Origin of the sequence: Tessaracoccus flavescens (genome assembly GCF_001998865.1) — a bacterium.
In the GTDB taxonomy this organism is placed as follows: domain Bacteria; phylum Actinomycetota; class Actinomycetes; order Propionibacteriales; family Propionibacteriaceae; genus Arachnia; species Arachnia flavescens.
In genome coordinates, this window is record NZ_CP019607.1 from 198,526 (window position 1) to 222,354 (window position 23,829).

At 66.6% G+C, this 23,829-nt stretch carries 28 protein-coding genes; 20 read left to right on the forward strand and 8 right to left on the reverse strand.

Going from position 1 to position 23,829, the window contains the following annotated elements; genetic code table 11:
• Positions 1 to 47: 47 nt before the first annotated feature.
• From BW733_RS00955 to msrB, 4 genes are all read right to left on the reverse strand, one after another.
• Positions 48 to 416 (reverse strand): thioredoxin family protein, encoded by a 369-nt coding sequence (locus BW733_RS00955; protein ID WP_077347080.1) that lies wholly within the window; start codon positions 414 to 416, stop codon positions 48 to 50.
• Between the two features lie 232 nt (positions 417 to 648).
• Positions 649 to 1,290, reverse strand: a complete 642-nt coding sequence (locus tag BW733_RS00960; RefSeq protein WP_179947128.1) for a TetR/AcrR family transcriptional regulator — start codon at positions 1,288 to 1,290, stop codon at positions 649 to 651.
• A gap of 233 nt (positions 1,291 to 1,523) precedes the next feature.
• Entirely contained in the window at positions 1,524 to 2,084 is a 561-nt protein-coding gene (gene msrA, locus BW733_RS00965) for a peptide-methionine (S)-S-oxide reductase MsrA (protein WP_077347082.1), read from the reverse strand.
• Positions 2,081 to 2,560 carry a peptide-methionine (R)-S-oxide reductase MsrB gene (msrB, locus tag BW733_RS00970; protein ID WP_237268258.1) on the reverse strand — a complete coding sequence of 160 codons (480 nt, stop codon included), beginning with the start codon at positions 2,558 to 2,560 and terminating at the stop codon, positions 2,081 to 2,083. Before msrB ends, msrA begins: the two co-directional genes overlap by 4 nt.
• Before the next feature lie 234 nt (positions 2,561 to 2,794).
• Here msrB and BW733_RS00975 point away from each other — a divergent pair, with 234 nt between their 5' ends.
• The 7 genes from BW733_RS00975 (at position 2,795) to cysS (ending at position 8,210) form a co-directional block, all read left to right on the forward strand.
• Complete coding sequence (locus tag BW733_RS00975; RefSeq protein WP_077347086.1) at positions 2,795 to 3,247, forward strand: GNAT family N-acetyltransferase; 453 nt, start codon at positions 2,795 to 2,797, stop codon at positions 3,245 to 3,247.
• The gene (locus BW733_RS00980) at positions 3,240 to 3,752 is read left to right on the forward strand and encodes a carboxymuconolactone decarboxylase family protein (protein ID WP_077352611.1); all 513 of its coding nucleotides are present in this window, start codon (positions 3,240 to 3,242) and stop codon (positions 3,750 to 3,752) included. The genes BW733_RS00975 and BW733_RS00980 overlap by 8 nt, the downstream gene beginning before the upstream one ends.
• Complete coding sequence (locus tag BW733_RS00985) at positions 3,749 to 4,600, forward strand: RNA polymerase sigma factor (protein WP_077347088.1); 852 nt, start codon at positions 3,749 to 3,751, stop codon at positions 4,598 to 4,600. Before BW733_RS00980 ends, BW733_RS00985 begins: the two co-directional genes overlap by 4 nt.
• A 581-nt stretch (positions 4,601 to 5,181) precedes the next feature.
• The gene (locus BW733_RS00990; protein ID WP_077347090.1) at positions 5,182 to 5,775 is read left to right on the forward strand and encodes a molybdopterin-dependent oxidoreductase; all 594 of its coding nucleotides are present in this window, start codon (positions 5,182 to 5,184) and stop codon (positions 5,773 to 5,775) included.
• Complete coding sequence (locus BW733_RS00995; protein ID WP_077352613.1) at positions 5,775 to 6,506, forward strand: FAD-binding oxidoreductase; 732 nt, start codon at positions 5,775 to 5,777, stop codon at positions 6,504 to 6,506. The genes BW733_RS00990 and BW733_RS00995 overlap by 1 nt, the downstream gene beginning before the upstream one ends.
• Complete coding sequence (locus BW733_RS19945) at positions 6,503 to 6,760, forward strand: DUF6510 family protein (protein WP_077347092.1); 258 nt, start codon at positions 6,503 to 6,505, stop codon at positions 6,758 to 6,760. Before BW733_RS00995 ends, BW733_RS19945 begins: the two co-directional genes overlap by 4 nt.
• A 52-nt stretch (positions 6,761 to 6,812) precedes the next feature.
• Complete coding sequence (cysS, locus tag BW733_RS01005; protein ID WP_335755085.1) at positions 6,813 to 8,210, forward strand: cysteine--tRNA ligase; 1,398 nt, start codon at positions 6,813 to 6,815, stop codon at positions 8,208 to 8,210.
• 47 nt (positions 8,211 to 8,257) lie between these two features.
• Here cysS and mshC read toward each other — a convergent pair whose 3' ends face one another.
• The 4 genes from mshC to BW733_RS01030 all read right to left on the reverse strand — a co-directional run bounded on the left by mshC (position 8,258) and on the right by BW733_RS01030 (position 11,970).
• The gene (mshC, locus tag BW733_RS01010; RefSeq protein ID WP_077347096.1) at positions 8,258 to 9,496 is read right to left on the reverse strand and encodes a cysteine--1-D-myo-inosityl 2-amino-2-deoxy-alpha-D-glucopyranoside ligase; all 1,239 of its coding nucleotides are present in this window, start codon (positions 9,494 to 9,496) and stop codon (positions 8,258 to 8,260) included.
• A 492-nt stretch (positions 9,497 to 9,988) separates the two neighbouring features.
• The gene (locus tag BW733_RS01020; RefSeq protein ID WP_202970246.1) at positions 9,989 to 10,612 is read right to left on the reverse strand and encodes a TetR/AcrR family transcriptional regulator; all 624 of its coding nucleotides are present in this window, start codon (positions 10,610 to 10,612) and stop codon (positions 9,989 to 9,991) included.
• A gap of 39 nt (positions 10,613 to 10,651) precedes the next feature.
• The gene (locus tag BW733_RS01025) at positions 10,652 to 11,098 is read right to left on the reverse strand and encodes a DUF1003 domain-containing protein (protein WP_157551415.1); all 447 of its coding nucleotides are present in this window, start codon (positions 11,096 to 11,098) and stop codon (positions 10,652 to 10,654) included.
• A gap of 173 nt (positions 11,099 to 11,271) precedes the next feature.
• On the reverse strand, positions 11,272 to 11,970 hold the full coding sequence (locus BW733_RS01030; RefSeq protein WP_335755086.1) for an RraA family protein: 699 nt from the start codon (positions 11,968 to 11,970) through the stop codon (positions 11,272 to 11,274).
• 606 nt (positions 11,971 to 12,576) lie between these two features.
• Between BW733_RS01030 and BW733_RS01035 the strand changes: the two genes are divergently transcribed.
• The 13 genes from BW733_RS01035 (at position 12,577) to BW733_RS01090 (ending at position 23,828) form a co-directional block, all read left to right on the forward strand.
• Positions 12,577 to 13,485: a helix-turn-helix transcriptional regulator gene (locus BW733_RS01035; protein ID WP_077347102.1), complete on the forward strand. Its 909-nt coding sequence runs from the start codon at positions 12,577 to 12,579 to the stop codon at positions 13,483 to 13,485.
• Positions 13,486 to 13,719: 234 nt separating this feature from the next.
• Positions 13,720 to 14,835, forward strand: a complete 1,116-nt coding sequence (locus BW733_RS01040) for an ArdC-like ssDNA-binding domain-containing protein (protein ID WP_077347104.1) — start codon at positions 13,720 to 13,722, stop codon at positions 14,833 to 14,835.
• Complete coding sequence (locus BW733_RS01045; RefSeq protein ID WP_179947130.1) at positions 14,835 to 15,788, forward strand: bifunctional DNA primase/polymerase; 954 nt, start codon at positions 14,835 to 14,837, stop codon at positions 15,786 to 15,788. Before BW733_RS01040 ends, BW733_RS01045 begins: the two co-directional genes overlap by 1 nt.
• Positions 15,788 to 16,540, forward strand: coding sequence for a DUF2637 domain-containing protein (locus BW733_RS01050; RefSeq protein WP_179947131.1), 753 nt, complete (start codon positions 15,788 to 15,790; stop codon positions 16,538 to 16,540). Before BW733_RS01045 ends, BW733_RS01050 begins: the two co-directional genes overlap by 1 nt.
• Positions 16,537 to 16,944: a hypothetical protein gene (locus BW733_RS01055; protein ID WP_077347110.1), complete on the forward strand. Its 408-nt coding sequence runs from the start codon at positions 16,537 to 16,539 to the stop codon at positions 16,942 to 16,944. The genes BW733_RS01050 and BW733_RS01055 overlap by 4 nt, the downstream gene beginning before the upstream one ends.
• Before the next feature lie 6 nt (positions 16,945 to 16,950).
• On the forward strand, positions 16,951 to 17,577 hold the full coding sequence (locus BW733_RS01060) for a hypothetical protein (protein WP_237268259.1): 627 nt from the start codon (positions 16,951 to 16,953) through the stop codon (positions 17,575 to 17,577).
• Positions 17,577 to 17,876 carry a hypothetical protein gene (locus tag BW733_RS19155; protein WP_237268260.1) on the forward strand — a complete coding sequence of 100 codons (300 nt, stop codon included), beginning with the start codon at positions 17,577 to 17,579 and terminating at the stop codon, positions 17,874 to 17,876. Before BW733_RS01060 ends, BW733_RS19155 begins: the two co-directional genes overlap by 1 nt.
• Positions 17,873 to 18,907 (forward strand): ParB N-terminal domain-containing protein, encoded by a 1,035-nt coding sequence (locus BW733_RS01065; protein ID WP_077347112.1) that lies wholly within the window; start codon positions 17,873 to 17,875, stop codon positions 18,905 to 18,907. The genes BW733_RS19155 and BW733_RS01065 overlap by 4 nt, the downstream gene beginning before the upstream one ends.
• Before the next feature lie 46 nt (positions 18,908 to 18,953).
• Positions 18,954 to 19,667 (forward strand): hypothetical protein, encoded by a 714-nt coding sequence (locus BW733_RS01070; protein ID WP_077347114.1) that lies wholly within the window; start codon positions 18,954 to 18,956, stop codon positions 19,665 to 19,667.
• A gap of 19 nt (positions 19,668 to 19,686) precedes the next feature.
• A complete protein-coding gene (locus BW733_RS01075) occupies positions 19,687 to 21,348 on the forward strand; it encodes a M23 family metallopeptidase (protein WP_077352617.1) in 1,662 nt (553 codons plus the stop codon).
• A 245-nt stretch (positions 21,349 to 21,593) separates the two neighbouring features.
• Positions 21,594 to 21,860 (forward strand): DUF6112 family protein, encoded by a 267-nt coding sequence (locus BW733_RS01080; protein ID WP_075812464.1) that lies wholly within the window; start codon positions 21,594 to 21,596, stop codon positions 21,858 to 21,860.
• Positions 21,861 to 22,041: 181 nt separating this feature from the next.
• Positions 22,042 to 22,362, forward strand: coding sequence for a DUF6112 family protein (locus tag BW733_RS01085; protein ID WP_075889544.1), 321 nt, complete (start codon positions 22,042 to 22,044; stop codon positions 22,360 to 22,362).
• A 41-nt stretch (positions 22,363 to 22,403) separates the two neighbouring features.
• A complete protein-coding gene (locus BW733_RS01090) occupies positions 22,404 to 23,828 on the forward strand; it encodes a conjugal transfer protein TrbL (RefSeq protein ID WP_077347116.1) in 1,425 nt (474 codons plus the stop codon).
• Position 23,829 lies beyond the last annotated feature (1 nt).

Consider the following 23,829-nt stretch of genomic DNA (forward strand, 5'->3'; position numbering starts at 1 on the left):
CAGCCCGACGCATGTCCGGGACATCGTCCTCCTGACCACGGCAACTACTAGTGGACGTGGGCATGGCTCTCGATCTCGGCTCGCACTTGCGCCATGTCGAGCGCCCGTACCTGTGTGATCAGGTCGTCAAGCGCAGGCCTCGGGAGCGCGCCGGCCTGGAAGAACACCCTGATCGAGTCGCGGTAGACCGCGATTGTTGGTAGCGCGCGGATTGCGAGTGACTCAGACAACTGCTGCGCCGCCTCCGTGTCGACCTTGCCAAAGAGGATATCCAGGTGGCTCTCAGATGCTGCCTCGTACACCGGCGCAAACGCCTTGCATGCACCGCACCAGGTAGCCCAGAAGTCAAGGATGACGATCCCTTCCCGCTCGGTCACTTCGCGGAAGTTCTTGTCTGTCACATCAACCGTTGCCATCTTCCGTCCAATCGCTCGGTAAGCCATAATGGACCTAGGGGTCCACTCTCATGATTGCCGATCGTCGTGAGCGGCGCAAGCGCCATGGACCCCAAGCCAAAGGCAAGCCGGGAGAGCGTAGCGCCTTCCCTACGCGTGCGACTTGAACACGTTTTGGACCCTAAAGTCCACAGACTCTAGGAGCCGGGCGAATCTCAGGGTCGCTGCGCTGGCCTAGCAAGCCGGGGCGCAGTCACGCAGAGTTGCTCTCCGTCGAGTACGCCCGCACCTGTGCGATGGCCATGTCGAGGACCACCCGCATGGGACGGACGTCTCGGGCCGTCTTAGCGAGTAGGTAACCTCCTTGGAGAGCAGCCAACAGCCCAGTGGCCAACGCGTGCGCCTCGGCGCTCGGGGTTAGCACACCGCGCTTCTTCAGCTCTTCAATCGCATCAGTCAAGAGTTGGAGCCAGGCGTCAAAATGAGCAGCAATGACTTTCCGTGTGTCTTCGTCATGATCAGCGATCTCATTCGCCAGCGCTCCTAGTGGGCACCCATAGGCGCCGTTTCGGAGCGCATTGCGTTCAACGAGCTCATCGCGCCAGAGTTCGAGTCCGCGCAGCGACTCAACCCTCGCAAGGCGACGGCGCTGCTGTGACAGCAGAGCCTCCGCACGTGCCTCGATGACTTCTTTCACCAGTGCGTCCTTCTCAGCGGAGTGCTGATAGAGCTGCGACTTCGACGTCCCACTCGATGCACGGACGTCGGCCAGAGTCGTCGAGGCAACGCCGCGCTCATACATCAACTGATCGGCCGCCTCGATAATCCGGGCCTTCGTTGCGGCGCCGCGAGCCGTCAAGCGGCGCGGGCGGGGGCCGCTGGCGCTGTCAGTCATACCCCAAGGCTAATCGCCTCGGGTTGGGCGGTCTCTCGCCCGCACTCAGGTGCCAACGACCATCCGGGTGGACCACCCTTGCGAGCAGCCGATGAGAGCCTCATGTCGTACTTCAGGATCGGGGCCCTCGCGGTTGGGCATGGCTGTCCAGTCGTCAACCGTCACCGGACCCTTCGGGGGGCGGCGAGGCGGATCTCGACCCCAGATGCCCGGGCCCAAACCGCAGAACCTTGCTATGTGGCCACGCTGGGCGAACTCCGCTCCGGTAGCACCCAGCCGTCGCGGGGGAAGTGGCACGTGTAGCCGCTCGGATACTTCTCCAGGTAGTCCTGGTGCTCGGGCTCCGCCTCCCAGAACGGACCGACCGGCTCGATACTGGTAACCGCCTTACCCGGCCACAGACCCGATGCGTTCACATCCGCGATCGTGTCGCGGGCGATCCGCTCCTGCTCCGACGTCACCGGAAAGATCGCGGACCGGTAGCTCGTGCCCCGGTCGTTCCCCTGACGGTTCAGCGTCGAGGGATCATGGATCTGGAAGAACAGCGCCAGGATGTCCCGATAGCTCGTCTTCGAAGGGTCGAAGACGACCTCGATCGCCTCCGCATGGCCTGGGTGGTCGCGGTAGGTCGGGTGTTCGTTCTGCCCACCCGTGTACCCGACGCGGGTTCCGAGGATGCCCGGCTGGCGACGGATCAGGTCCTGCATGCCCCAGAAGCACCCGCCCGCCAGAACGGCCGTCTCCGCTCCCGAGACCTGCGTGATCTCTCCGCTGTCGTTGGTCCCGCTGGTCATGCGTTGGCTCCCTTCGTAGAGTCCTGGTCGGTGTCGAACAGTGCACCGAACTGGCCGTAGCCCTCCTCGACAAGCCTGGAGGCAGGAACGAAGCGCATCGCGGCCGAGTTCATGCAGTACCTCTGCCCCCCGGCGGCGGCGGGTCCGTCGTGGAATAGGTGCCCAAGATGGCTGTCGGCGCCCGCCGAGCGCACCTCTGTGCGGATCATGCCGTGCGTCCGATCCACCTTGGTCGCGACAGCGTCGGCGGCGATGGGCGCCGTGAAACTCGGCCATCCCGTGCCGCTGTCGTACTTGTCGGTGGACGAGAACAGCGGCTGACCCGAGACGATGTCGACGTAGATGCCAGGCTCGTGGTTGTCCCAGTACTCGTTCCGATAGGCCGGCTCTGTGCCGTCCTGCTGCGTCACCCGATGCTGCTCGTCGCTCAGGCGGCTGAGCAACTCAGGGGTCTTGCGGTAGTCGTTGGTGGTCACTTTGGCTCCTCCTAGCAGGTGACGCGGCCGCGCCATTACGTGCTGTAACGGACCCGGCGGTCCAACTATTCCACATGTCCTGCGGTAGAGTCGAGGCCAGACGGTGCGTCGCCCCCGAGGCCGGGCGGCTGGTCTCGCGACGACCGACAAGACCGATGTCACCGGGCTGCTAAGGGCTGAAACAAGACTCCTCGGCGATGCAGGTCCGGCGACAGAGGTTGGAGAGGAAGCGGCATGAACGAACCCGAGGACCTGGGTCAGGTGACAGGAAGTATGGACCCACAGGACCAGAATCAGGCTGGTGGCGCCTTCACGGACACAGGCGCACGGCATCACGAGCCCGATGCCAGGTCGACGAACCTCGAGAACGGCACGTCGTTCTCGATCGCAGTAGATGCTCAGGCCAGCGCCTTCGTCGCAACCAAGGATGGCGTCGAGTTCGGAGCCGTCCCGTTCGCGGACAAGAACGGCAGAGTGACGCTGCTGGCGACCTCGATCCTGCCGGACTACCGAGGACAGGGCTTGGCGACCGAACTCACCCGCAGAGTGCTGGACAGCATCCGCGCGGAGGGCAAGAGCGCGACCGTGAGGTGCCCCGTGTTCCGGTCCTTCATCGAGCGCAACCCCGAGTACGCCGCCATGGTAGCCATTCCGGGCGATGGACGGGACGGTCGGGGCGATGTCTGAGCCCGGCACCGAAGACCCGAAACCGGTACTCGGGAGTCTCCGGTTCGAGAACACTCGCTTCGACCCAGACCTCACGCCGTTCCACGAACTCGCAAGAGACATGGCCACGCAATTCGGCTACGCCGCAGAGCTGTCGGGAGACCGTGCCCTGCTACAGCTCCTCCGTCTGCGCGTCGCACAGCTAAACCCCTGCTCGTACTGCCTGATTCTCCACGCCGAGGTGGCGGCCAGGATCGGGATCCGGTCCGAACAAGCCGCACACCTGGCGTCGTGGCGTGAGAGCACCATGTACTCGCCCGGGCAGAGAGCCGCGCTCGCCTACTGCGAAGGTCTCACCTCGTTCCGTCACGAGGAGATTCCGGCCCTACATGAAGAACTGCGGCTTCACTTCACGGAGCGCGAAGTCGCAGAGATCGCCGCGGTCGTCATCAACATGAACGTGTGGACCCGCCTGAAGCTAGCTCAGGGTGCCACTCCGAGCCTGGCGTCAAAGGAGTCGCCATGAGCCACGCACCAGTCAACGCGAGCGAGCTGTCATGCGCCGAGTACACCGAGGAACTCACCCAGTTCCGAATGGGTCTTCTGGATGAAGCCGACACCGAGGTGGCCCAGCAACATCTCTACGCGTGCCCGGACTGCCGGCTGTTCACGCACCAGGTCGAGACCGTCACTGATCTCGTCGCTGATGCCGAACCGCATGATCTGCCCCATCTGCCCGACAGTGTCTCGCTCCTACTTCACGACATCGTCGACGGCGAGGCCGAGAGGCCCAGCGATCCCAGTGAGATCACTCGCCTCCTCTTTGGACTCGCCCGGAGTCTCGCCCCACACGCTGCGGAAGACCTGGTCCAAGAGACTCTGCTCTCAGCATTCGAGGAAAGCCCAAGGGGGCTGGACCCCCTGTCGCTCGCCCGGGACCTAGCCGATCGAGCATTCGCTGAGCCTGAGCCAATGGTACGGAGCCTCGGCGACTATCGAACAAGAGCCGAGAACCAGACCGCCGAGCTGGATCCCGACGCTGATACTGCGGAGTTCTTCTACCCCGACTTCTACGACATTGGACCCGATGCTGGACGCCACATTGACGCGCCGAACCGCTGGGGCCAGACCAGTACCCTGAGCCCGGACGACGAGGTGTTCACCACCGATCTGTATCGAGTGGTGGACGGCGCCATCGCACGTTTGGCCGATCCGCTCGGCCAGTTGGTACAACTCGTCGACATCAATGACGTGTCACTGGCGGACGCGGCTTACGTGCTTCGCCTCGACAAGGTCGATGCCGTCGACGCTCTGCATCGCGCTCGGATACACCTCCGCGGCGTCGTCAACGAGTACATGGCTGTCAGAGCGTGACTGCGTCCTGCCGACCCGGCCGCCCTACCGAGGGCACTTGGCGTGGTGACTGGCACCCGTTTCCAGCGGATGAACGAGGACACGCGCCGGAGGCCATGCCGCTCGGTCGGCTATCTGCCAGGAAACTCCGGCGACGAACTGCCGGCAGTGGCTCAAGACCATCGAACATCAAGAAACGGGAGGTTTCACAATGACCCTCGCCGTCTTCCGGTCCTACGTCGCGCCCGAGCACCGGGCCGAACACGACCGGCTCTACAACCAGATGCAGATCCTTATCCAACAGAGTCCTAGCCACATCGAGCACAAGATGTTCACCGCTGAGGACGGGGACTCGGCACTGGTCGTCGAGTTCGACGACCGACAGAGCCTTGAAGAATGGGGCGAAAACCCCGATTACAGGATCGCCAAGACGTCGGCAAGAGCTACGTCTTCACGAGTTGCGACGTCGCGGTCCGCGAAGTCGTCGAACGTCATGTCAAGAGCGATGTTCGTCCGGAACACCTACCCAGCATCGCTCCCTCGTGAGCGACGCCGACCGTTTGCGCAGGCCACAGTAGCGAGTTCCCGCAGGAGGGGCAGTCATGGGAGTGATCAACAGCGGTTTCGGAGGACGGCGTGGCTCCAGCGACCCACGACTGCCTCCCGGGCAGACCCACGTCTACGACTGGCCGGTGCTCTCGACGGGACCCACGCCCAATGTCGACGAAGGCCGATGGAGCTTCACGATCACGACCGAAGACGAGGTCGCGCACCGCTGGAACTGGAGTGAGCTTCAGGAGGTAGGCGTCGAAGACATCGTCACCGATATCCACTGCGTCACCCACTGGTCGAAGCTGGACATGGCTTGGCGTGGCGTGCCCATAGACCGGCTGTTCGAGGATGTCGAGACCAGTTACGACTATGTGATGGTCCGTAGTTACGGCGGATACACCACCAACCTCCCACTCGAAGACCTCCTCGATGGACAGGCATGGGTAGCCACTGAGGCGGAGGGCGAGCCCCTTACTCCCGAGCACGGCGGTCCGGCCCGACTCCTCGTGCCCCACCTCTACTTCTGGAAGAGCGCGAAGTGGATTCGAGGAATGGAGATGATGCCCTCGGACGACCCGGGGTTCTGGGAACAGAACGGCTACCACCTCCGTGGCGACCCATGGCGCGAGGAACGCTACTGGTGATGACTCCTATTCGCGTCCGGTGGCACCTCGGGCGGGTGCTCAGTCGGCAATTTGAGACCGAGTCGGCCATCCGTCTTGAGTTGGATGTTCCGACCTGGCCTGGAAACGTCGCCGGAGCTCATCTCGACATCAGGCTCACGGCACCGGACGGGTACCAGGCGTCCCGGTCTTACTCGCTGGCGTCCTCGGGTGAGTCGACACGGGTCATGCTGGTGGTCCAGGAACTGCCCGGGGGCGAGGTGTCGCCCTTTCTCGTGCGCCAACTCGCAGAAGGTGAAGAAATCGAGGTACAAGGACCGCTCGGGCGCTTCTTCGTCTGGATCCCCGCTGAGCCCGAGCAGTCCCCGGTTCAGCTCATCGCAGGCGGATCAGGGGTTGTGCCCTTGTTTTCGATGGCCTCAGCACGTGAACGTGAGCCGAAAGGCGCTGAGTTTCGGCTGCTGTACTCGGTCCGCAGTCCGCGCGATGAGTTCTTCGCTGACGAACTGGCAGAACTCTCACGAACCCTCGTCGAGATTGTCCACACGCGCGAGTCAGCGCCGGGAGCGGGCCAGCCACCTGGACGACTGACGCGTGAGGCGCTCGCAGCGTCGACCTTTCCCGCGTCGCTGTCGCCACGCATCTTCATCTGCGGACCGACGCCGTTCGTCGAGGCCGTCGCCGGTTGGCTTGTCGAACTCGGCCACGACCCCACGCAGATTCGTACGGAACGATTCGGAGGAAGTCCATGACTCACGTTGACGGAAACGCCCTCGCGGGTGCCTTCGCGACTACTCTCGGTATCGAGATCACTGTGACGGTCGGCAGGTGCCGCGGCTGCGGCAGCTCTTTCAACCTCGCCTGCGCGCATGTCTTCATCACAGCCATGGGTGCAGTCATGCGATGCGGCCATTGTCAGGCAGTCCTGGGCGTCATCGTCCGCGGTTTCCGAGAGACGCTAGTGAACCTCTCGGGCCTGGACTACATCAGCGTGCCCCACCTATGACTGGTCCGCTCGCCGCGATCGCGGCTTCTACCAGGCAGGAGACAGCGGACTGATGCTTCGCATCTACGACAGTGCTGTCCGGGAGCTACGTAGCTTCGTCCCGCTGACCCCAGGACGAGTCTCCATCTATGTGTGCGGGCCGACCGTGCAGTCCGCGCCGCACATCGGGCACCTTCGTAGCGCCCTCGTCTACGATCTCTGGCGACGCTGGCTCACCCACCGCGGCTACGCGGTCACCCTCGTTCGCAACGTCACCGACGTCGACGACAAGGTTCTGGACCTTGCAACCGAGACTGAACCATGGTGGGCACGCGCCTACCGTGTCGAGACGGAGTTCGCGCGCTCGTACGCCGCGTTGGGTGTTCTCCCGCCAACCCATGAACCCCGAACCTCCGGTCACATCCCGCAAGCACTGACCCTGATCGAACGACTCCTTCGCCGCGGACACGCCTACGTCGCCGGCGACGGCTCCGGCGACGTCTACTTCGATGTCAGCAGCTGGCAGGCATACGGCACGCTCACCCGGCAGACTCCCGACGCCGTGGCAGACCCTGACGAAGGGCCTGGCGGGGCAAAGACCGATCCCCGCGACTTCGCGCTTTGGAAGGGAGCCAAGCCCAGCGACCCAGCATCCGTCCGTTGGCGCTCACCATGGGGAACCGGCAGGCCGGGATGGCACATACAGTGCTCAGCGATGTCCCAGCACTACCTCGGACGTGCATTCGACATCCACGGAGGTGGCCTCGACCTGCGGTTCCCACACCATGAGAACGAGCTCGCCCAGTCCACCGCAGCAGGCGAGGAATTCGCCAAGTACTGGGTGCACAACGGCCTCGTCACCGTCGGCGGTCAGAAGATGGCCAAGTCGCTAGACAACTCTCTGTACGCCGACGAACTCCTCCGCCGCGTCGGCCCGGCGACCCTGCGTTACTACCTGCTCAGCGCGCACTACCGCAGCGCCCTGGACTATCAGCAGGAAGCCCTCGCGCACGCCGAAGCTGCGGTCACGAGAATCGCGACCTTCCGACGCCGCGCACGAACACAGCTCGCGAACACAGCATCCGACGTCCCGAAGCCGCCCATTGCCTTTGCGGCCGCGCTCGACGACGATCTGAATGTTCCAGCGGCGCTCGCCGTACTACACGACCACGTGCGCGCGGGCAACATCGCTCTGGATAGCGGCGATGCAGCTGCCGCCATGTCCGCGTACGAATCGGTGCTCGCGATGACCGAAGTGTTAGGAGCCGAGCCCGGCGGCTTCACGACCGCCCCGCGAGCCGACGTGCAGAGCAGCACGATCTCTACCCTCGTCGAGGTCCTGCTCGCGAATCGCTCTCATGCGCGAGACGCAGGAGACTTCTCCACCGCCGACCGCATCCGGAACGAACTGGCTAGTGCTGGGATTGCCATCCAGGACCACACCTCCGGCACCACCTGGACGCAGGCGTAGCCAGCTCGTGCACGATGGCCGAATATTGCCAGTCCGGGGTGATCCGATCAGAGCAAGAGACCGAGTGAAGCGTCCGCCAGACGTCGAACCGTCATAGAGGCAGAGCTGTCTCGCTTGTCCGCCACAGTGTCGGTACCAAGCGAGGCGTCAACCCACGCCTGCACAATCGTAACCGCGGCCGGAGCGTCCAGGTCGGCGGCTAATGCCGATAGCACGGCCTGCACGACCGGTGCTGCCGGCGCCCCGCTACCGAGCGCCAGGGCACGACGCCACTGCTTCAACGTGACGAGTGCGGCAGGGAGTTCGGCGTCTGTCCACTCCCAGCTTGATCGGTAGTGGTGCCGCATGAGGGCGAGGCGGATGGCCGCAGGGTCCACTCCTTGCTTTCGCAGAGAGGAGACGAAGACCAGGTTTCCGCGCGACTTCGACATCTTCTCGCCGTCGTAGGCAACCATCCCGGCATGGACGAAGGTCTGCGCGAACCGATGCTGTGGATGAATGACATGACCGAGTCCTGCGGACATCTCGTGGTGCGGGAATGCCAGGTCTCGTCCTCCGCCCTGTACGTCGAAGGATGGTCCCAGATATTCCTGGGCGATTGTGGTGCATCCGATGTGCCAGCCGGGTCGTCCCGGCCCCCACGGACTGGGCCAGGACGGCTCCCCTTGCCGCTCGCCGCGCCAAACCAGACAGTCGAGCGGATCGCGCTTGCCTTTCCGGTCGGGGTCACCACCACGCTCGGCGAAGTCATTCAGCATCACGTCGCGGTCGAGTGACGATATACGGCCGAAGGATGGGTCGGCAGACACCTCGAAGTAGAGGTCGGTTCCCACTCGGTAGATGGAGCCGCGTTCTTTCAACATCTCGATGCGAGAGATGATCTTGGTGACGGCCTCGGAGACTCCGACGAAGCGTGCGGGTGGCAGCACGCGTAAGGCTGTCATGTCCTGCCGGAATCGCTCGATCTCGCGTTGTGCGAGATCACTCCAGGGAATGCCTCGCGCGTGGGCGCGTTCCAGCAGCGGGTCATCGACGTCGGTGACGTTCTGAACATAGATGACATCGTGACCGGCGTTTCGAAGGGCGCGGTTGAGTAGGTCAAAGCCGACGTAGGTTGCCGCATGGCCGAGATGAGTGGAGTCGTACGGTGTGATGCCACAGACGTACATCCGCGCGACGTCGTCCGGCCGCAACGTCACCAACGATCGGTTCTCAGTGTCATAGACCGAGACTGCGGGCCCGTGCACATCCAAGCGTGGAATCTCTAAACGGGGCCATGCCAACATGTCGTCGTCCTCGTAGTCGATGAAGCCACACCGGAGGATCCGGCGTGGATTCCTGATCCTGCTGACAGAGTGTCGCGAGGGGTCATGCGGGCGTCCACCCGCGCAGGAATGCCAGCACCTTGGCTTCGGATACCTCACAGGGCCGTAGGTGCTCTGCTTTGCGAGTGCGGTACACGTTGGCGCTGATCAGGTCTTCGCCTCCTAGCTCTTCGGCCGAGATGCTGATGCTCTGGCCCTGCACTCGCGTGGTCCGGGTCAATCCGTATGAGCGACCTTCGTATGCGACGACGGTCCAGCCTTCAGGAACCCGGTCGACCATTGCCCGCAAGCTGGCCGTGGCCTGACTCGCACCATCATGCTCGGGAGGCATCGAGTGGATAGAGCTCGAACTGTGAAAGTCCGGGGCAGAACTCCTCCTCACGGCATGGCTCTTGGAATCGTCCGCGGGCTCTGGGACTCGTGCCTCAGAAGGCATGTGCTCTCCTCCGCAGTTCACTCTGCGGCGCTCAGCGCGACGCGGATGGAATCGAGAGCCATGTCGAGCGCGATTGCCATGCTGCGCTCGTCCCGTGTGGTCTTGACGAGGAGGTACCCGCCTTGGACAGCCGCCATCAGACCGACGGCGAGTTCTTCAGGGTCTGCGTCCGGCCGTAGCTCGCCTGAGTCCTGCATGCGCTCCAGTCCGAGACGGAACCAGTGCTGCCAGACGCTGAATCCTCGCTGGAGATTCTCACGCGCAGTCTCAGACCGGCCAGCGATCTCGCTCGCCAGCGACCCCATCGGACAGCCGTGAGCACCTCGCCAACCACGCACTCCTGCCACGATCGCATCCCGCCAACGCTCGAAGCCGCGCATCGTGCGCAGGTCGTCGAGGAATGGTGCCTGCTCGCCAAGCACCCGCTCAATCTGGGCCCTCACGACTGCCTCAACCAACTCGGTCTTGTCCGAGAAGTAGTGGTAAACCTGAGACTTGCCCGTTCCACTGGCCTCTATGACATCGTCAACGCTGGTGGCCTCGACGCCCTGCGAGTACATGAGATCGGCGGCTGCCGCGACGATACGCAGACGAGTGGCCTCGCCCTTGGCGGTCAGCCGTCGCGGCTTCTTCTCACTCACCGTGCTCCCAATCTGGACTGAACCCGCCAGTCTCGGAGGTCACGATGAGTCCTGCGATCGAGTGGCTCCCGTCCGCGGTTTCTCAGCCGTACCGCCACCTCCCGGTACGTCAACGGCACCTGACGACCGGTCGCGTTCCCACTGCTCAAGAACCGAGTTGATGGCATGACTGATCGAGTGCAGATCGGCTTCGGTGTTTTGAGAGATGTGGAACGTCTCGATGTCTCGCGCACGGTCCCGGTCCGACTCCCGTCGCTGAGTGAGCAGAATCAGCGGTCCCTGCAGAGCCGCGACGATCGCAAGAGCCGTTCCTAGATAGTCCAGCATGGCCGTCGGGTGGGGATAAAAGAGCGGCAGGATAGTGTTCACGACAAACCACGCGAGAATCGCCACCACCAGGATTAGCAGGAACGGCCATGAGCCCGCGACGCTCGCCACCCAGGCAGCGGCCTTGTCTCCGGGGCTCGACCGCGCTTCTCTGAACATGCTGAGTTGGTGCCCGCAGTGCGGGCAAGCGAACATCTCGCGGCCAACGCGGTCGTTGGAGTGGTCGCCCGCCTCCGGATCGGCGTGGTGTCGAGAAGCGCTGCGGGAGCCAGGGCTACCTCCCGTTCCAGCGTCTGGTGATCGTTCTGTCCGCTCGTCGCGTCCCGGCTCGGTCATCGCTCTCGCTCTCCCCGGGTGCTCTCCCCGGCACTGGCGCGTTCCTGCGCGATTTGCTCACGGAAGCGCGCGTCCTCCTGTTTCACCGCTGTCGCACCGAGCAGGACCTCGTCGATCTCCGCGCCGGGGATGATGACCGCCCCCGATCCGTCGGCGAGAACGTAGTCGCCCGGCATGATGCCGACACCATCCAGCACCACGGGAACGTTCGCCTGGTGTGGAGTGATCAGCGCACCGCCAGCCTCGACCGCTTCCCCGGCGCAGTACGCGGTGAACCCGTACGTTCGAAGCTCGGCGTAGTCCCGGAGCCGACCATCTGTCAGCACGCCGTCGAGCCCGTAGTGGTGAACGCGACCAAGCTTCGTTCCACCACCGACCGAGACGCCTGGATGGCCGTTGGTCGCGAGCACGAGGACCTTTCCCTCGGCGTCGTCGCCAACCGCCTCACGGAACAGCGATCGGAAATCGTGTACAGCGGGGTCGACGCTGGCAGCGCAACTGGGGAAGAAGGCGATAGTCACGGCTGGTCCGAAGAGGACCCTGCCGGGGGTGGGGCTCTCCAGCCCCAGGATGTGCGCACGGTGGCGGTGACGACGACCCAGCGCATCGACCACGTCGGCACAACTGATCTGCTCGGCCTGGGCACGCCGACGCTCGGCACCCCAACCGTTGGCCACACGAGGATCTCCACTCACAGCACATCACGATGCCAGAGCCATTTATGTACTGTCAAGTACGATCTTTGATGCCAACGGCGTGAGTAGGGGTTGGGAATCTCGCAGCCTGCGATGCCCTAGCTAGGTCCAAGACTGAGGTAGAGAACTCGTTCTAGAGTGCGCTAAGTCCCCCGCGTATGACGGTGACATCTCCCTCTCGGGAGCTACGACACGTCTCGCCCCCTTCGCCCGCGACTCGACACCGACGCGGCCACCGCGGCCTCAGCATAGGCGGTCAATTGTACTATCTGCTACATTTTTCACACGTGATGCCCGTTGGGAGACCACACACGCGGCAAGAGCCGTGGCAGGCCCTTGGGCGGGGATCCAAGCACCATTGCTGCCGGAGGAGAGGACCAAGAACGCCGACTATGACCACCCCGACTTCACCATGGCGCGACCGGTCGGCCAATGGGCTGCTCGCCGCGACGCGCTGGGGTAGGGCTGCCCGACTCCCCCTTTGGGGGTCAGCCCCGTGACGTCTCTGGTTCCTAGACCTCGTGGCGCCCCACCAGCGACCGCAATGAGAGGGTGCGCGCCATGACCCGTTCCACGCCTGGCGCGGGTCGGCAGTAGCAGGCATGTATGCCTTCGGCGCGCTTTCAACCAATCATTGCTCGCACTTGCAGCATCCGTGTGCCTATTGCGCCCGTGGCGCATGACTGCGTCAAGCTGATCTTCGTCCGCGCTGGGTCTGCGATCGTGCTCAGCGAGTTTGGTGAGAAGCCCGTCTGCGCCGGTGACGTCGTGGCCCTGGGTGCCAACACCCTGTGTGGCAGCGAACCCGAAGATCTAGTCACCGTCACCACGCTCTACCTGGACCGAGACTACGTCGTCGACCAGGTCTTCTGGCAGCATGCCGAGCTGCTTGCAGACCGGCTCGATGCCCATGACTTCGCCGACGAGATCTACTCCGAGTCGGCCCAGATACTCCGCCTTGGAGAGAACCGCACTCGGATGTTCACGCCACTCCTGGACGAGCTGGTCGCGCTCAGTGTTGACGGACCGTGCACCAAGAGGTTCTACCGGATGCAGGCCCTGCTCTTTGCCGTGCTCGATGTCGTGAGCCCGTACGTGAAGACCTCGCCTGTATCACGAACCACGACCCAGAAGAGGACGGGTCGTCCTAGCACACCACGTTACCGGCGGTTGGCGCCCCTGCGGGCCGAGGCTCGCGAAGCGCTCGACCTGCTTCGCAATGCACCGGCCGAGGGCTGGACACTCGGTCGACTCGCCGCCGGAGTACATCTATCGCCCTCACAGCTCGGGCGGATCTTCGTGGACGCTTACGGCAAGACCCCCATGACGTACCTGACTACTGTCCGAGCCGAGCATCTGGCTCGGCTGCTGCGTGAGACTGACCTGTCTATTGAGGCAGCGATGCGCGAAGTGGGGTGGCGCAGTCGCGGTCATGCCGCACGGATGTTTCGCCACGCCGTAGGTGTTACACCAACTCGCTATCGGCTGATGATCCGGCAGAAAGCGGCCGCCTGATCCTGAAGGTACACATCGCAGCGTCGACGGTACGGATCTCCGCATCCTTCCCGCCTGCTGGCAGGGAACGCGCCAAGGGCTAGTAGTCCGGTGGGCACTCGCCGGGTTCACCGCCGTAGCTGACGGTCACATCGCTTGTTTCGTTGTCCGTCTGCCGTTGCTGGTTTTCGCGGCGTACCTGATGGTCACCGAGCCTGGTCGGGCCGGTGCTCAGGGTATCGGGAGGACACGCCGATGGCGAAGACACGAGAGCAAGCGCAAGCCGCAAGAGAGGCCAAACTCGATGAGCTGCACGAGAGCCTGACCGGCGCGGTCGAAGAACTGGTGTCCGGGCCGGATTGGGCGCGCGCGTTGGCGTTCGCGGCCCGGTTCCGATCGAGGAGCTTCAACAACACCCTGCTGATCTGGGTCGCCCACGCGGAAGCATACGAGCAGGGCCGGGTGCCGGAGCCGTTCCCCTCGTACGTGGCCGGCTACAAGCAGTGGCAGGCCCTCGGACGGCAGGTGGAGAAGGGCCAGCCCGGCTACCAGATTCTCGCGCCGATGACGGGCAGGTTCGCCTCGGCTACACCGCAGGATGCGGAGTCTTGGCGCCGGCTCAGTAAGGGTGAGAAGCCGCGTGCCGGTGAGGTGGTGCGTTCCAAGATGGTCGGCGTCCGACCGGCGTATGTGTGGGATGCGAGCCAGACCGCCGGTGACCCGATCCCCGAACCCCCGGCACCGCGGCTGCTGGAAGGCGAAGCGCCCGCCGGGTTGTGGGGCGGTCTGGCGGCGCAGGTCGAGGCGGCCGGGTTCGCGGTGCTGCGGGTACCGCACGAGGGCATGATCCACGGCGCGAACGGGATGACCGACTACACCGCGAACACCGTGGCGGTGCGGGAGAACATGGACCCCGCCGCGCAGGTCAAGACCCTCGCCCACGAACTCGGCCACGTCCTCCTCCACGGCCCCGACGCCGAGGATGCCCGTCAGCATCGCGGCATCGGCGAGGTCGAAGCCGAGTCCGTGGCGTTGATGGTCGGTGCCGCCCACGGAATGGACACCTCCGGGTACACGATCCCGTACGTCTCCACCTGGGCCGCCCGCGTCGACGGGAAAGAGCCGGTGGAAGTGGTCAAGGCCACCGGGGAACGGGTCCGCAAGACCGCCCTGGCGATCCTGGACCAGCTCGACACCGCGCAGGTCAGTGACGGCACTCCACCGAGTCAGGACCGGGACGCGACCCACCGCGAGACACCCGCGCACGTACGCCCGGCACCGGAGCCGGCGCCGTCGCGGCAGGTGGCGTCGCTGCCCGAACCAGGTGCACGCCCCGTCCCGGTACCGGCGGTCGAGGGGCGGGGGTTGTGATGGCCGAGCACGGCGCGGTCTCCTCAGTGCTGCTGCGGATGAGCGTAGCGTGGCCGTTGTCGGCGGCCGCGCGGGAGTTCGCCCGCGCCGGGGTGCCGGTCTTCCCCTGTGTGGCGTATGGGAAGCGGCCGGCCACCGGACACGGGTTCCACGACGCCACCACGGACCTGGATCAGGTGCAGGCGTGGTGGCGGCAGTCACCGGGGGCGAACATCGGTGTCCCGACCGGCGCCGACTCCGAGGTCGTCGTGGTGGATGTGGATGTGCACGGCCCCGTCGATGGGCGCGCCAGTTTCGACCGCGCCGCCCGTGCCGGGCTGGTGGACGGGTGGGAGCTGCTGGTCCGCACGCCCACCGGCGGGCTGCACGCCTCCTACCCGGCGACACCCGGGACGGAGCAGCGGTCGTGGCAGGCCGGGCGGGCCGGGATCGACTTCCGCGGCGACGGCGGCTACATTATCGTCCCGCCCTCCCTACGCTCCATTGAGGGCAGGACGGTCGGGTACGGGGTCGAGACGATTAACACCGGTCCGACTGGCCTGCTGGACTCCGACGCGCTGCGGGACTTCCTCGATCCCCGTCCCGTGTCTCGGCCACGGCCCGAGACCTGGCAGCCGGTGGGCCGGGAGGATGCGCAGCGGTTGGCGGCGTGGCTGGACCGGCAGGACACCGACCGCAACCTGAAGCTGTTCTGGGCCTCCTGCCGTCTCGCTAAGGGCGGCGTCCCGCTCACCGATGCCCTCGACGCCGTGCTGACAGCGGCGAAGTCGGACTTCGGGCCGCGGGAGATCACCGCCACGGTCCGGTCCGCCTACCGCACCGTCCGCGGCGAACCGCTCCGACGCGGCCCATCGTCGTCGCCGGTGCGGGGTGAGTCGCCGCAGATCGCGGACGGCTGGTTCAGCCGCGACGCCAGCACCACACCGGAGACCTCGAGGGTGCGAGGGCTGTGATGACCACCCCGATCACGAGCAGCACGGTCGCGAGTAGGACGGCGGGGCACCGGTGGGCGGTGGTGACGGCGGTGTCGGGGACGGTGTTCATCGCCGCCGGCGCGTTCTGGCTCAGTTTCACGGCCCTGGCGGACCTGGCGGCCCGGTCGGGTGTGGGATCGGGACAGGCATGGGCGTGGCCGCTGATCGTGGACGGCATCATCGTTGTCGCCACCGTCGCCGTCGTCGCCCTCGCAGGTCAACGGTCGGCGTGGTATCCGTGGGTGCTGCTGATCGGCGGCGCCGCGGTGTCGGTGACCGCCAACGCGATCCACGCCGTGGTCGCCGCCGAGGCCGACGTGCCCGGCGTGCTCGCCGCCGCGGTGGCGGCGGTGCCGCCGGTGGTGCTGCTGGCGATCACCCACCTGACCGTCATCCTCACCCGCCCCGCACCCGACACCGCCAGCGCCGATGACCTTGCCGGTCTCGCGGCGCCCGAACCCGCGGTCCTCGACGCGCCGACGCAGCCACGCCGTGTGGAGCTGACCGTGCCACCCCGCCCAGATGACCCGGCGCCCGGAATGCAGGCGCTCACAAGTGACACGCCAACCACCGCGACGGAGCGAAGGAGCCGGGCGGCCGAGCTGCGGCGTCGGGGCTGGTCGAACAAGCGCATCGCCCGCGAACTCGGGGTGCACCCCTCCACAGTCGGGCGCTGGTTCGCCGGTGCGCACCTTCCAGACAGCAACGAAGGTGAGGAGGCGACCCGATGAACGGGAACCCACACGAACAGCACGAGCAGCACCAGCGGCGACGGTCGACCCCCGAGCCAGTGGACGAGCGGTCGGAACCGGTCGAGAGGACGGGCACGCCGGATGCGGTGGAAGCTGCGACGGTGACATGCGACGACCAGGACAACGCGCTCGCGCGTCAGAGGCGGGCGCGGGGTGTGGAGTGGGTGCGTCCCACGGACCTGATCGCCCGGCATGGGGCGACGCTGTCGGGGCGGGGTATCGACTTCGAGGCCGAGTTGGCCCGCCGCGCCCGCGCCCCGATCGCGAACCGGGTGCACGACCTGACCGACCGGGCGCGACGGTTGCCGCCGTTGTCCGCCTTTGGTCGCAGCGCCACCAGCCCCACGGGTCCGGTGCGCTCTGGTGTCGGGATGAACAGGTGACCGGCCATGTCCACGACGACACACCACGACCACGACGAGGCCGGCGAGGACTTCACGACCGGTGAGGGCCTGCGTGCCCTGCTGAACCGGCTGCACGAGGCGGGCGAGGGGACATGGGCGTCCGACCCCCTGGCGCGGGAGCTGATGGCCTACGCGGCGGAGAAGTACACGCCGTTGGCGCGCAAGCACGGCCTCGATCCGTGGGAGGCAGCGTCGGCGGCGTTCGATGCGATGCAGTACGCCTCCACCCGGCGCGCGGACGATCCGTGGGCGATGGTCACCCACGGGGTGCGGATCACCTGCATCTTCGAGGAACGCGCCCAAGGGCTGCTCTGCTCGGTCCACCAAGCACGCCGCCCGCACGTGTCGGCGTTCCACGACCCGGAGCGGTTCGGCGACCGCGACAACCCGCTCACCGACTACCACCCCGCCTTCCACATCCACGACCCCTATCCGGGCGGCACCGACCCGGAGTCCGCCGCAAACGGCGACAGCTCCGGCAGCGGTTCGGGGTCGGATCGGGCGTGCATGTCCGCGGGCTCGGCGAGCGAGGATGCCATCGGCCTGTTGTGCTTGCTGGGCTGGGCACCGGAGACCGCGCGGGCGTCGGGGAGCACGTGTGCGGGGCGCTGATGCGGGCTGGCACCCGGCAGAGCGCCTATGAGGGGCTGCGGCGGGACCGGCATGCCCGCGTCCTGCTGGACCTGCCCGGCCGATCCTGGACGGTGCTGCTGCGGTCGCTGCTCGGCAACCCCCACCCCGCCTACGCCGCCACGAACGCGGGCAAGGGGGTGCTGTTGCGGCTGCTGATCGGCGAGACGCTGCCGGTGCTGCTGCGCGACGACGACCTGGTGCTGGCCCTGTCCCTGGCCGCCCCAGCCCATCGCGACCGGAACCGCGACCGAGATCGTGGCGGGGGTGATGGGGTGTGAGTGAGGTGCAGGCCGGCGGGGTGCAGCTCGACCGGGTGGTGGACTCCATCATCGTCGGGACACGGCACCGTGCCGACCTGGGCGACATCGACGCCCTGGCCGCCTCCATCGAACGCGAGGGCCTGCTGCAACCGCTGACGGTCACCATCGACGGAGTGCTGGTGTGCGGGGCACGGCGACTGGCGGCGATCAAGCAGCTCCGCTGGCGCACCGTCAACGTGTGGGTGAGAAGCGGCTTGTCGGATCGTCTCGGGCAGTTGCTGGGCGAGCAGGACGACAACGCTCTGCACAAGCCGCTGACCCAGCTCGAAGCCGCCGCCCTGTACCGGGAGCTGAAACAGGAGATGGCCGAAGACGCCGCCCGGAGGCAGGCCGCGACGCGGTTCACCAGCGACCATCAGCCCGGAAGCGACGGTGGTGGACAATGTCCACCACCGTCAACCGGGTCAGACAAGCAGTTCGGTAAGACCCGCGAGCAGGCCGCCGCCATGATCGGCGGCGGCGCCTCCTACAAGACCTTCGAGCGGATCGGCTACCTCGAACGCATCGCCGCCGACCTCGCCCAACCCGAACCCCTGCGCGCGCAAGCTGCCGCGGGATTGGAGCAGATCGAGGCAGGCGCCCCGGTGCATCCCATCTTCCAGGCCGTCCGCGACGCCGCGACCATCGCGCAGGATGTACGGGAGGTCGACCTGCACCAGATGGCCGACGAGGCCGTCGCCCGCGCCACCGCCGCCAAGAAGCAGAAAGGCAAGACGCCGGCTCCCCGTCCGGTGCCGCTGACCGATGTGGATGGGGAGCCGGTGCGGTATCCGGTGCGGGCCTTCATCCACACCTGGGGCGAGCTGACCCAGTGGTGGACCCACTACGACCCAGACCAGCTCGCCGCCGAACTGAGCGACGAGCAGATCGAGTCCTTCCTGGACACCGCCGTGGGCACGAGCCGGTTCGCCGAGGAATTGCGCGCCGCCCGCGACCGCGAACCGGCCAACGACGCCCCATCGGCCCGAGGGCACCTGCGCGCCCTCTGACTCCATCGTGCTGAGCGCGAGGAAAGGGTGCGCGCACCTATCGGGCATGAAGACTCCTTTCGCTGCCTCTGATGCTCGTTCCCGTCGCCGGCTCATCGCCCTGCTGGCCGCTCTCGTGGCGGTCGTGGTGCTGGCCGGGGTCGGCGTCTACGGCCTCCTCACCGGACCACCACCCACGAGCGACCGCGGCGCCGATGACGAGGGCGGTACGTCGCCGGGGCCGGTGGTCACCACTCCTGGTGAGCCGACGCCGACCGGAATCCCGTCCCTCTCAGCCCTGCCGGAGGTCGAGGCGTCGGACAACCCGGAGACCTTCGCCCGCAACGTCGCCACCGCGTTGTTCGCGTGGGACACCGCCTCGGGCTTGATGCCCTTGGACTACAGCTCGGTGGTCCTCGCGGTGGGCGACCCTTCGGGTGCGGAGCAGGCCGGGCTCGCCTCCGATGTCGCCGCCTACCTCCCGACCAGAGATGCCTGGGTGGAGCTGCGCCAGTACGCCACCGCCCAACACCTCACCATCGACAACACGTTCGTCCCAGATGCGTGGGAGACCGCGGTCGAGCAGGCCCAGCCCGGGCAGCTCGCCGAAGGCACCGTCGCCTACACGATCGAGGGCACCCGCCACCGCACCGGAGTCTGGAACGACGAGCAGATGACCTCGGAGCATCCGGTGGCGTTCACCGTCTTCATCGTCTGCGGCCCCACGTATGACACCTGCCATCTGCTGCGGCTGTCCCAGCTCGACAACCCCCTCCGATAACGGGCCGGGGTGAGTGGTCGTGTTGAAGAAGGTCATCGTCGCCGCACTGGTCTTGGTGTTCTTCGGACCCACCCTGGCTCTGCTGTCGCTCGGGGTGCTGATGAACCCCGCCGCAACCGCGACCGTCACCTGCACAGTCGGGAGCGGGATCACGGTCGGAGACGTCCCCGACTCCTTGACCGTGACGACGGCGAACGGTGAGACGTTGACGCTCAATCGGCAACAGCTCACCCACGCGGCGACGATCATCGAGACCGGCTCGGCGATCGACGGGATCACCCGCGACGGCCTTCAGATCGCGTTGATGGCCGCGCTCACCGAGTCCACCCTGCGGATGCTCTCCAACACCTCCGCCTACCCCGAGTCCGCGGACTACCCGAACGACGGCGACGGCTCGGACAACGACTCCCTCGGACTGTTCCAGATGCGGCCACAGTCGGGCTGGGGCACCGTCGCGGAGCTGATGGACCCCGTCTACCAGGCGCAGGCGTTCTTCGGCGGCCCCGCCGGCCCGAACCATCCCTCGCCGCGGGGACTGTTGGACATTCCCGGCTGGGAGGAGATGGACAAGGGCGAGGCCGCCCAAGCCGTCGAAGTCAGCGCGTACCCGGACCGGTACCGGAACTACGAGCCAGTCGCCGAGACCATCCTTGCCACCCTCACCACCACAACAACGGCCAGCACGAGCAGCACGGGCGGTGAGGTTGTTCCGGTCGGGCAGCCCGGCGGACCGGAGTCGTCGCGGGTGGTGTTCCCGGTCCCGGAGGGCACCTGGGTCCTCACCTCCGAGTACGGGCCGCGGGTGCATCCGATCACCGGAGAGGACTCCTTCCACACCGGCACCGACTTCGCCGCCCCCGACGGCACCCCGCTCCTTGCCGCAGCGGACGGGACGGTGACGGTGGCGGAGTTCTCCGGCGGCTACGGCGGTCTCATCGTCATCGAGCACATCATCGACGGCGCCACGGCCGCCACGGCGTATGCGCACATGTGGGAGCACGGCATCCACGTCCAAGCCGGCGACACCGTGACCGCCGGGCAGCACATCGGCGACATCGGCAGCTCGGGCAACTCCACGGGTCCGCATCTGCATTTCGAGGTCCGCCTCGGCGGCACGAACGGTGAGCACACCGACCCCGCCGCCTGGCTCAACTCCCACGACGCCGCGGACCTGCCCGAACCCGACACCGGTGGCCCCGGCGGCGAGGATTGCGACCCGGACACCGGTGCGCCTGGTGGGGCGTCGGAGCCGTTCGAGGGCGACCCGAACCGCATGGTCGACGACCCCACCACAGGCGGGCAGATCACCGCCCGGATGCTGCACCTGTACACCCAGACCATCGCCGCGTTCCCCGACACGAGCTGGGCCTGCTACTCACCCCGCCCCGGCACCGTCTCCGAACACCCCCTCGGCCGGGCGTGCGACGGGACGTTCGGCAACGCCATCGGCTCCCACCCCACCCCGGCACAGCGTGAGCTCGGCTGGCAGGTCACCAACTGGATGAAGACCCACGCCGAAGCCCTCGGGGTGGAGTACCTGATCTGGGACGGCCGCATCTGGTCGCTGTCCCGCGACGGCGAAGGGTGGCGTCCTTACGGCGGCGGCGGGATGCACGACCCCGGCGACGTCACCGGCGGCCACTACGACCATCTGCACGTCACCGTGTCTCAGAATCCGTGATTGATTGTTCGCCTACATCTGATGCACGAATCATGCATCAGATGTAAGCGCCGGATCAGCCACCGCCCCGGTCACCGCGGCCGCTGAGGCGGCGCCGGCAATCCGAGCGAGGTGCCCCAGTCAGGCGGCGTTTCCGCCGGACCCGGCGGGCCGTGCCGGAGCGGCCTGGGCCGGCGGGTCGCACCTACCGGCATGAGGGCTATTCCGGCAGTTCGATCATCCGACATTCGCGGCGGCGATGCCGCATGAACGTGTTTCCTGACTTCGATGGCCTCGGCGGCATCGGCGACCTGCGGGCGGTGATCGGTGCGCTGCTGACGTTCGTGCTGATCGTCGCGGTGCTGATGCTGATCGTCTCCGCGATCGTGTGGGCCATCGCTGCCGCGAACGGCAACCACGTCATGGCCGGCAAGGGGCGCACCGGGGTGCTGGTCGCTCTCGGCGCCGCCGTGCTGGCCGGCGGCGGAGTGGCATGGATGAACTGGCTGATCGCCCTCGGCGACCAACTCTGACGCCCGCCCTGCGCAACCATCGCCACCGATGCCGTCTCACCCTGCCCCGGGGGGCGGCATCCGTCTGTCGCGGGCCTCTCGGCGGGCGGGCGCGGTGCGTGGACGTGTGCGCGCACCTGATGCGTGAACCCCGTCCGTGTTCCCCGCCCCTTGGCGGGTCCGCATCCGTCAGGAGCCCATCGTGTTCGACCTCGCCACCGTCCTCCTCGCCGCACCCGTCGTGGTGCCGATGGACATCAACATCGACCCCAACAGTGACGGCCTTCCCGGCATCGCGCAGTTGCGCACCATCGTCGGCGCCGTTATGACGGTCGGCCTCATCCTCTCCGTCCTCGCCCTGATCATCAGCGCGATCGTGTGGGGCTTCGGCGCCAACTCCTCCAACCCCCACCTCGCGGGTAGAGGCAAGGTCGGCGTCCTCGTGAGCTGTGGCGCCGCGGTGATCTGTGGGGCGTCGGTGACGCTCATCAATTTCTTCTGGAACGTCGGCCAGCAGGTCTGACCCACCCACCAAACGTCTCGACTTCTGAGGAGTGATCTGCGGTGGGTGTGTGCGATATCCCCCTCGTCTCGACCGTCTGCGACACCGCCGGCGAAGCCGCCGCCTCCCTGGTGTCGGCGCCGTTCGACTGGCTCGCCGGCGCGATGGGCGCCGCAGCCGGCTGGCTGTTCGAGGCCGTCTGGAGCGTGTTCGACACCACCACCCTGGTCGACGTCACGTCGCCGGAGTATGTGGCGGTCTACAACATCCTGTTTGGCATCGCGGTGTTCGTGATGCTGCTCTTCTTCTGCCTCCAGCTCATCACCGGCCTCATCCGACGCGACCCCACCGCACTCTCCCGTGCCGCGCTCGGGCTCGCCAAGAGCGTGCTCGGGTCGTTCGTGGTCATCACCCTGACCGCCCTGCTGCTGGAGATCGTGGACCAGCTCTGCGTCGGGATCATCCAGGCCGCCGGGGAGACCACCGAGTCGATGGGCGACAAGATCGCCCTGCTCGCCGCCGGCCTGGTCGGCATCAACATCGCTGCCCCCGGGGTCGGGGCGATCATCACGATCTTCCTCGCCGGCCTGGCGATCGCGGCCGCCGCGATCGTCTGGCTGTCCCTGCTGGTCAGGAAGGCGCTGTTGTTGGTGGCGATCGTGTTCGCCCCGCTGGCGTTCTCCGGGGCGTCCTGGGACGCCTCGCGGGGGTGGATCAGCAAGTGGGCGATGTTCGTCATCGCCCTGATCTGCTCCAAGCTCGTCCTGGTCGTGATGTTCCTCGTCGCGATCACCCAAGTCAGTGCGCCGATCGACGGGGACCTGGCCTCGGTGGCCGATCCGATCGCGGGGATCGTGCTGATGGCGATGGCCGCGTTCGCGCCCTACTTGACGTACAAGTTCATCGCGTTCGTCGGGTTCGACATGTACCACGCCATCGGCTCCGAACAGGACGCCAAGAACGCCCTCAACCGGCCGGTCCCGGTTCCCTCCAAGCCCGGCGGCAGCGGAAACGAGCCGAAGAAGGTCCTTGACGGCAACGACGACGGCGGCGGCAACGGAGGCGGCAGAGGTAGTGGGCAGAAGCCGCCGGAGCCGAAGAACCCTGCACCAGCGTCCTCTAGCGGGTCGGCCGGCGCCGGCAGCCCGGCCGGGGCAGGTGCTGGTGCTGGTGGCGGAGCAGGCGCGGGCGCTGGGGCTGGTGCGGCGGCCGGTCCGGCAGCGGCCGCGGTGGTGGCAGCAAAGGTCGCCAAGGACACCGCCACGGCAGGCCCCAAGGCCGGCAAGGCCCTCGGCAACCAAGGTGACAGCGCCGCCGACTCCGCGGGCCAGACCGGCAACACCCCACCGCCCGCACAGGCACCACCACCCTCGACTCCGGCTCCCAAGACACCCTCCGCGGGTCCCTCGACGGGGCCGTCGCAGCCGGAGTCGGGTCCGCCGAAGCAGCCACCGCCGCCGGCGCCGAAGCCGACCGGAAAGGAGTAGC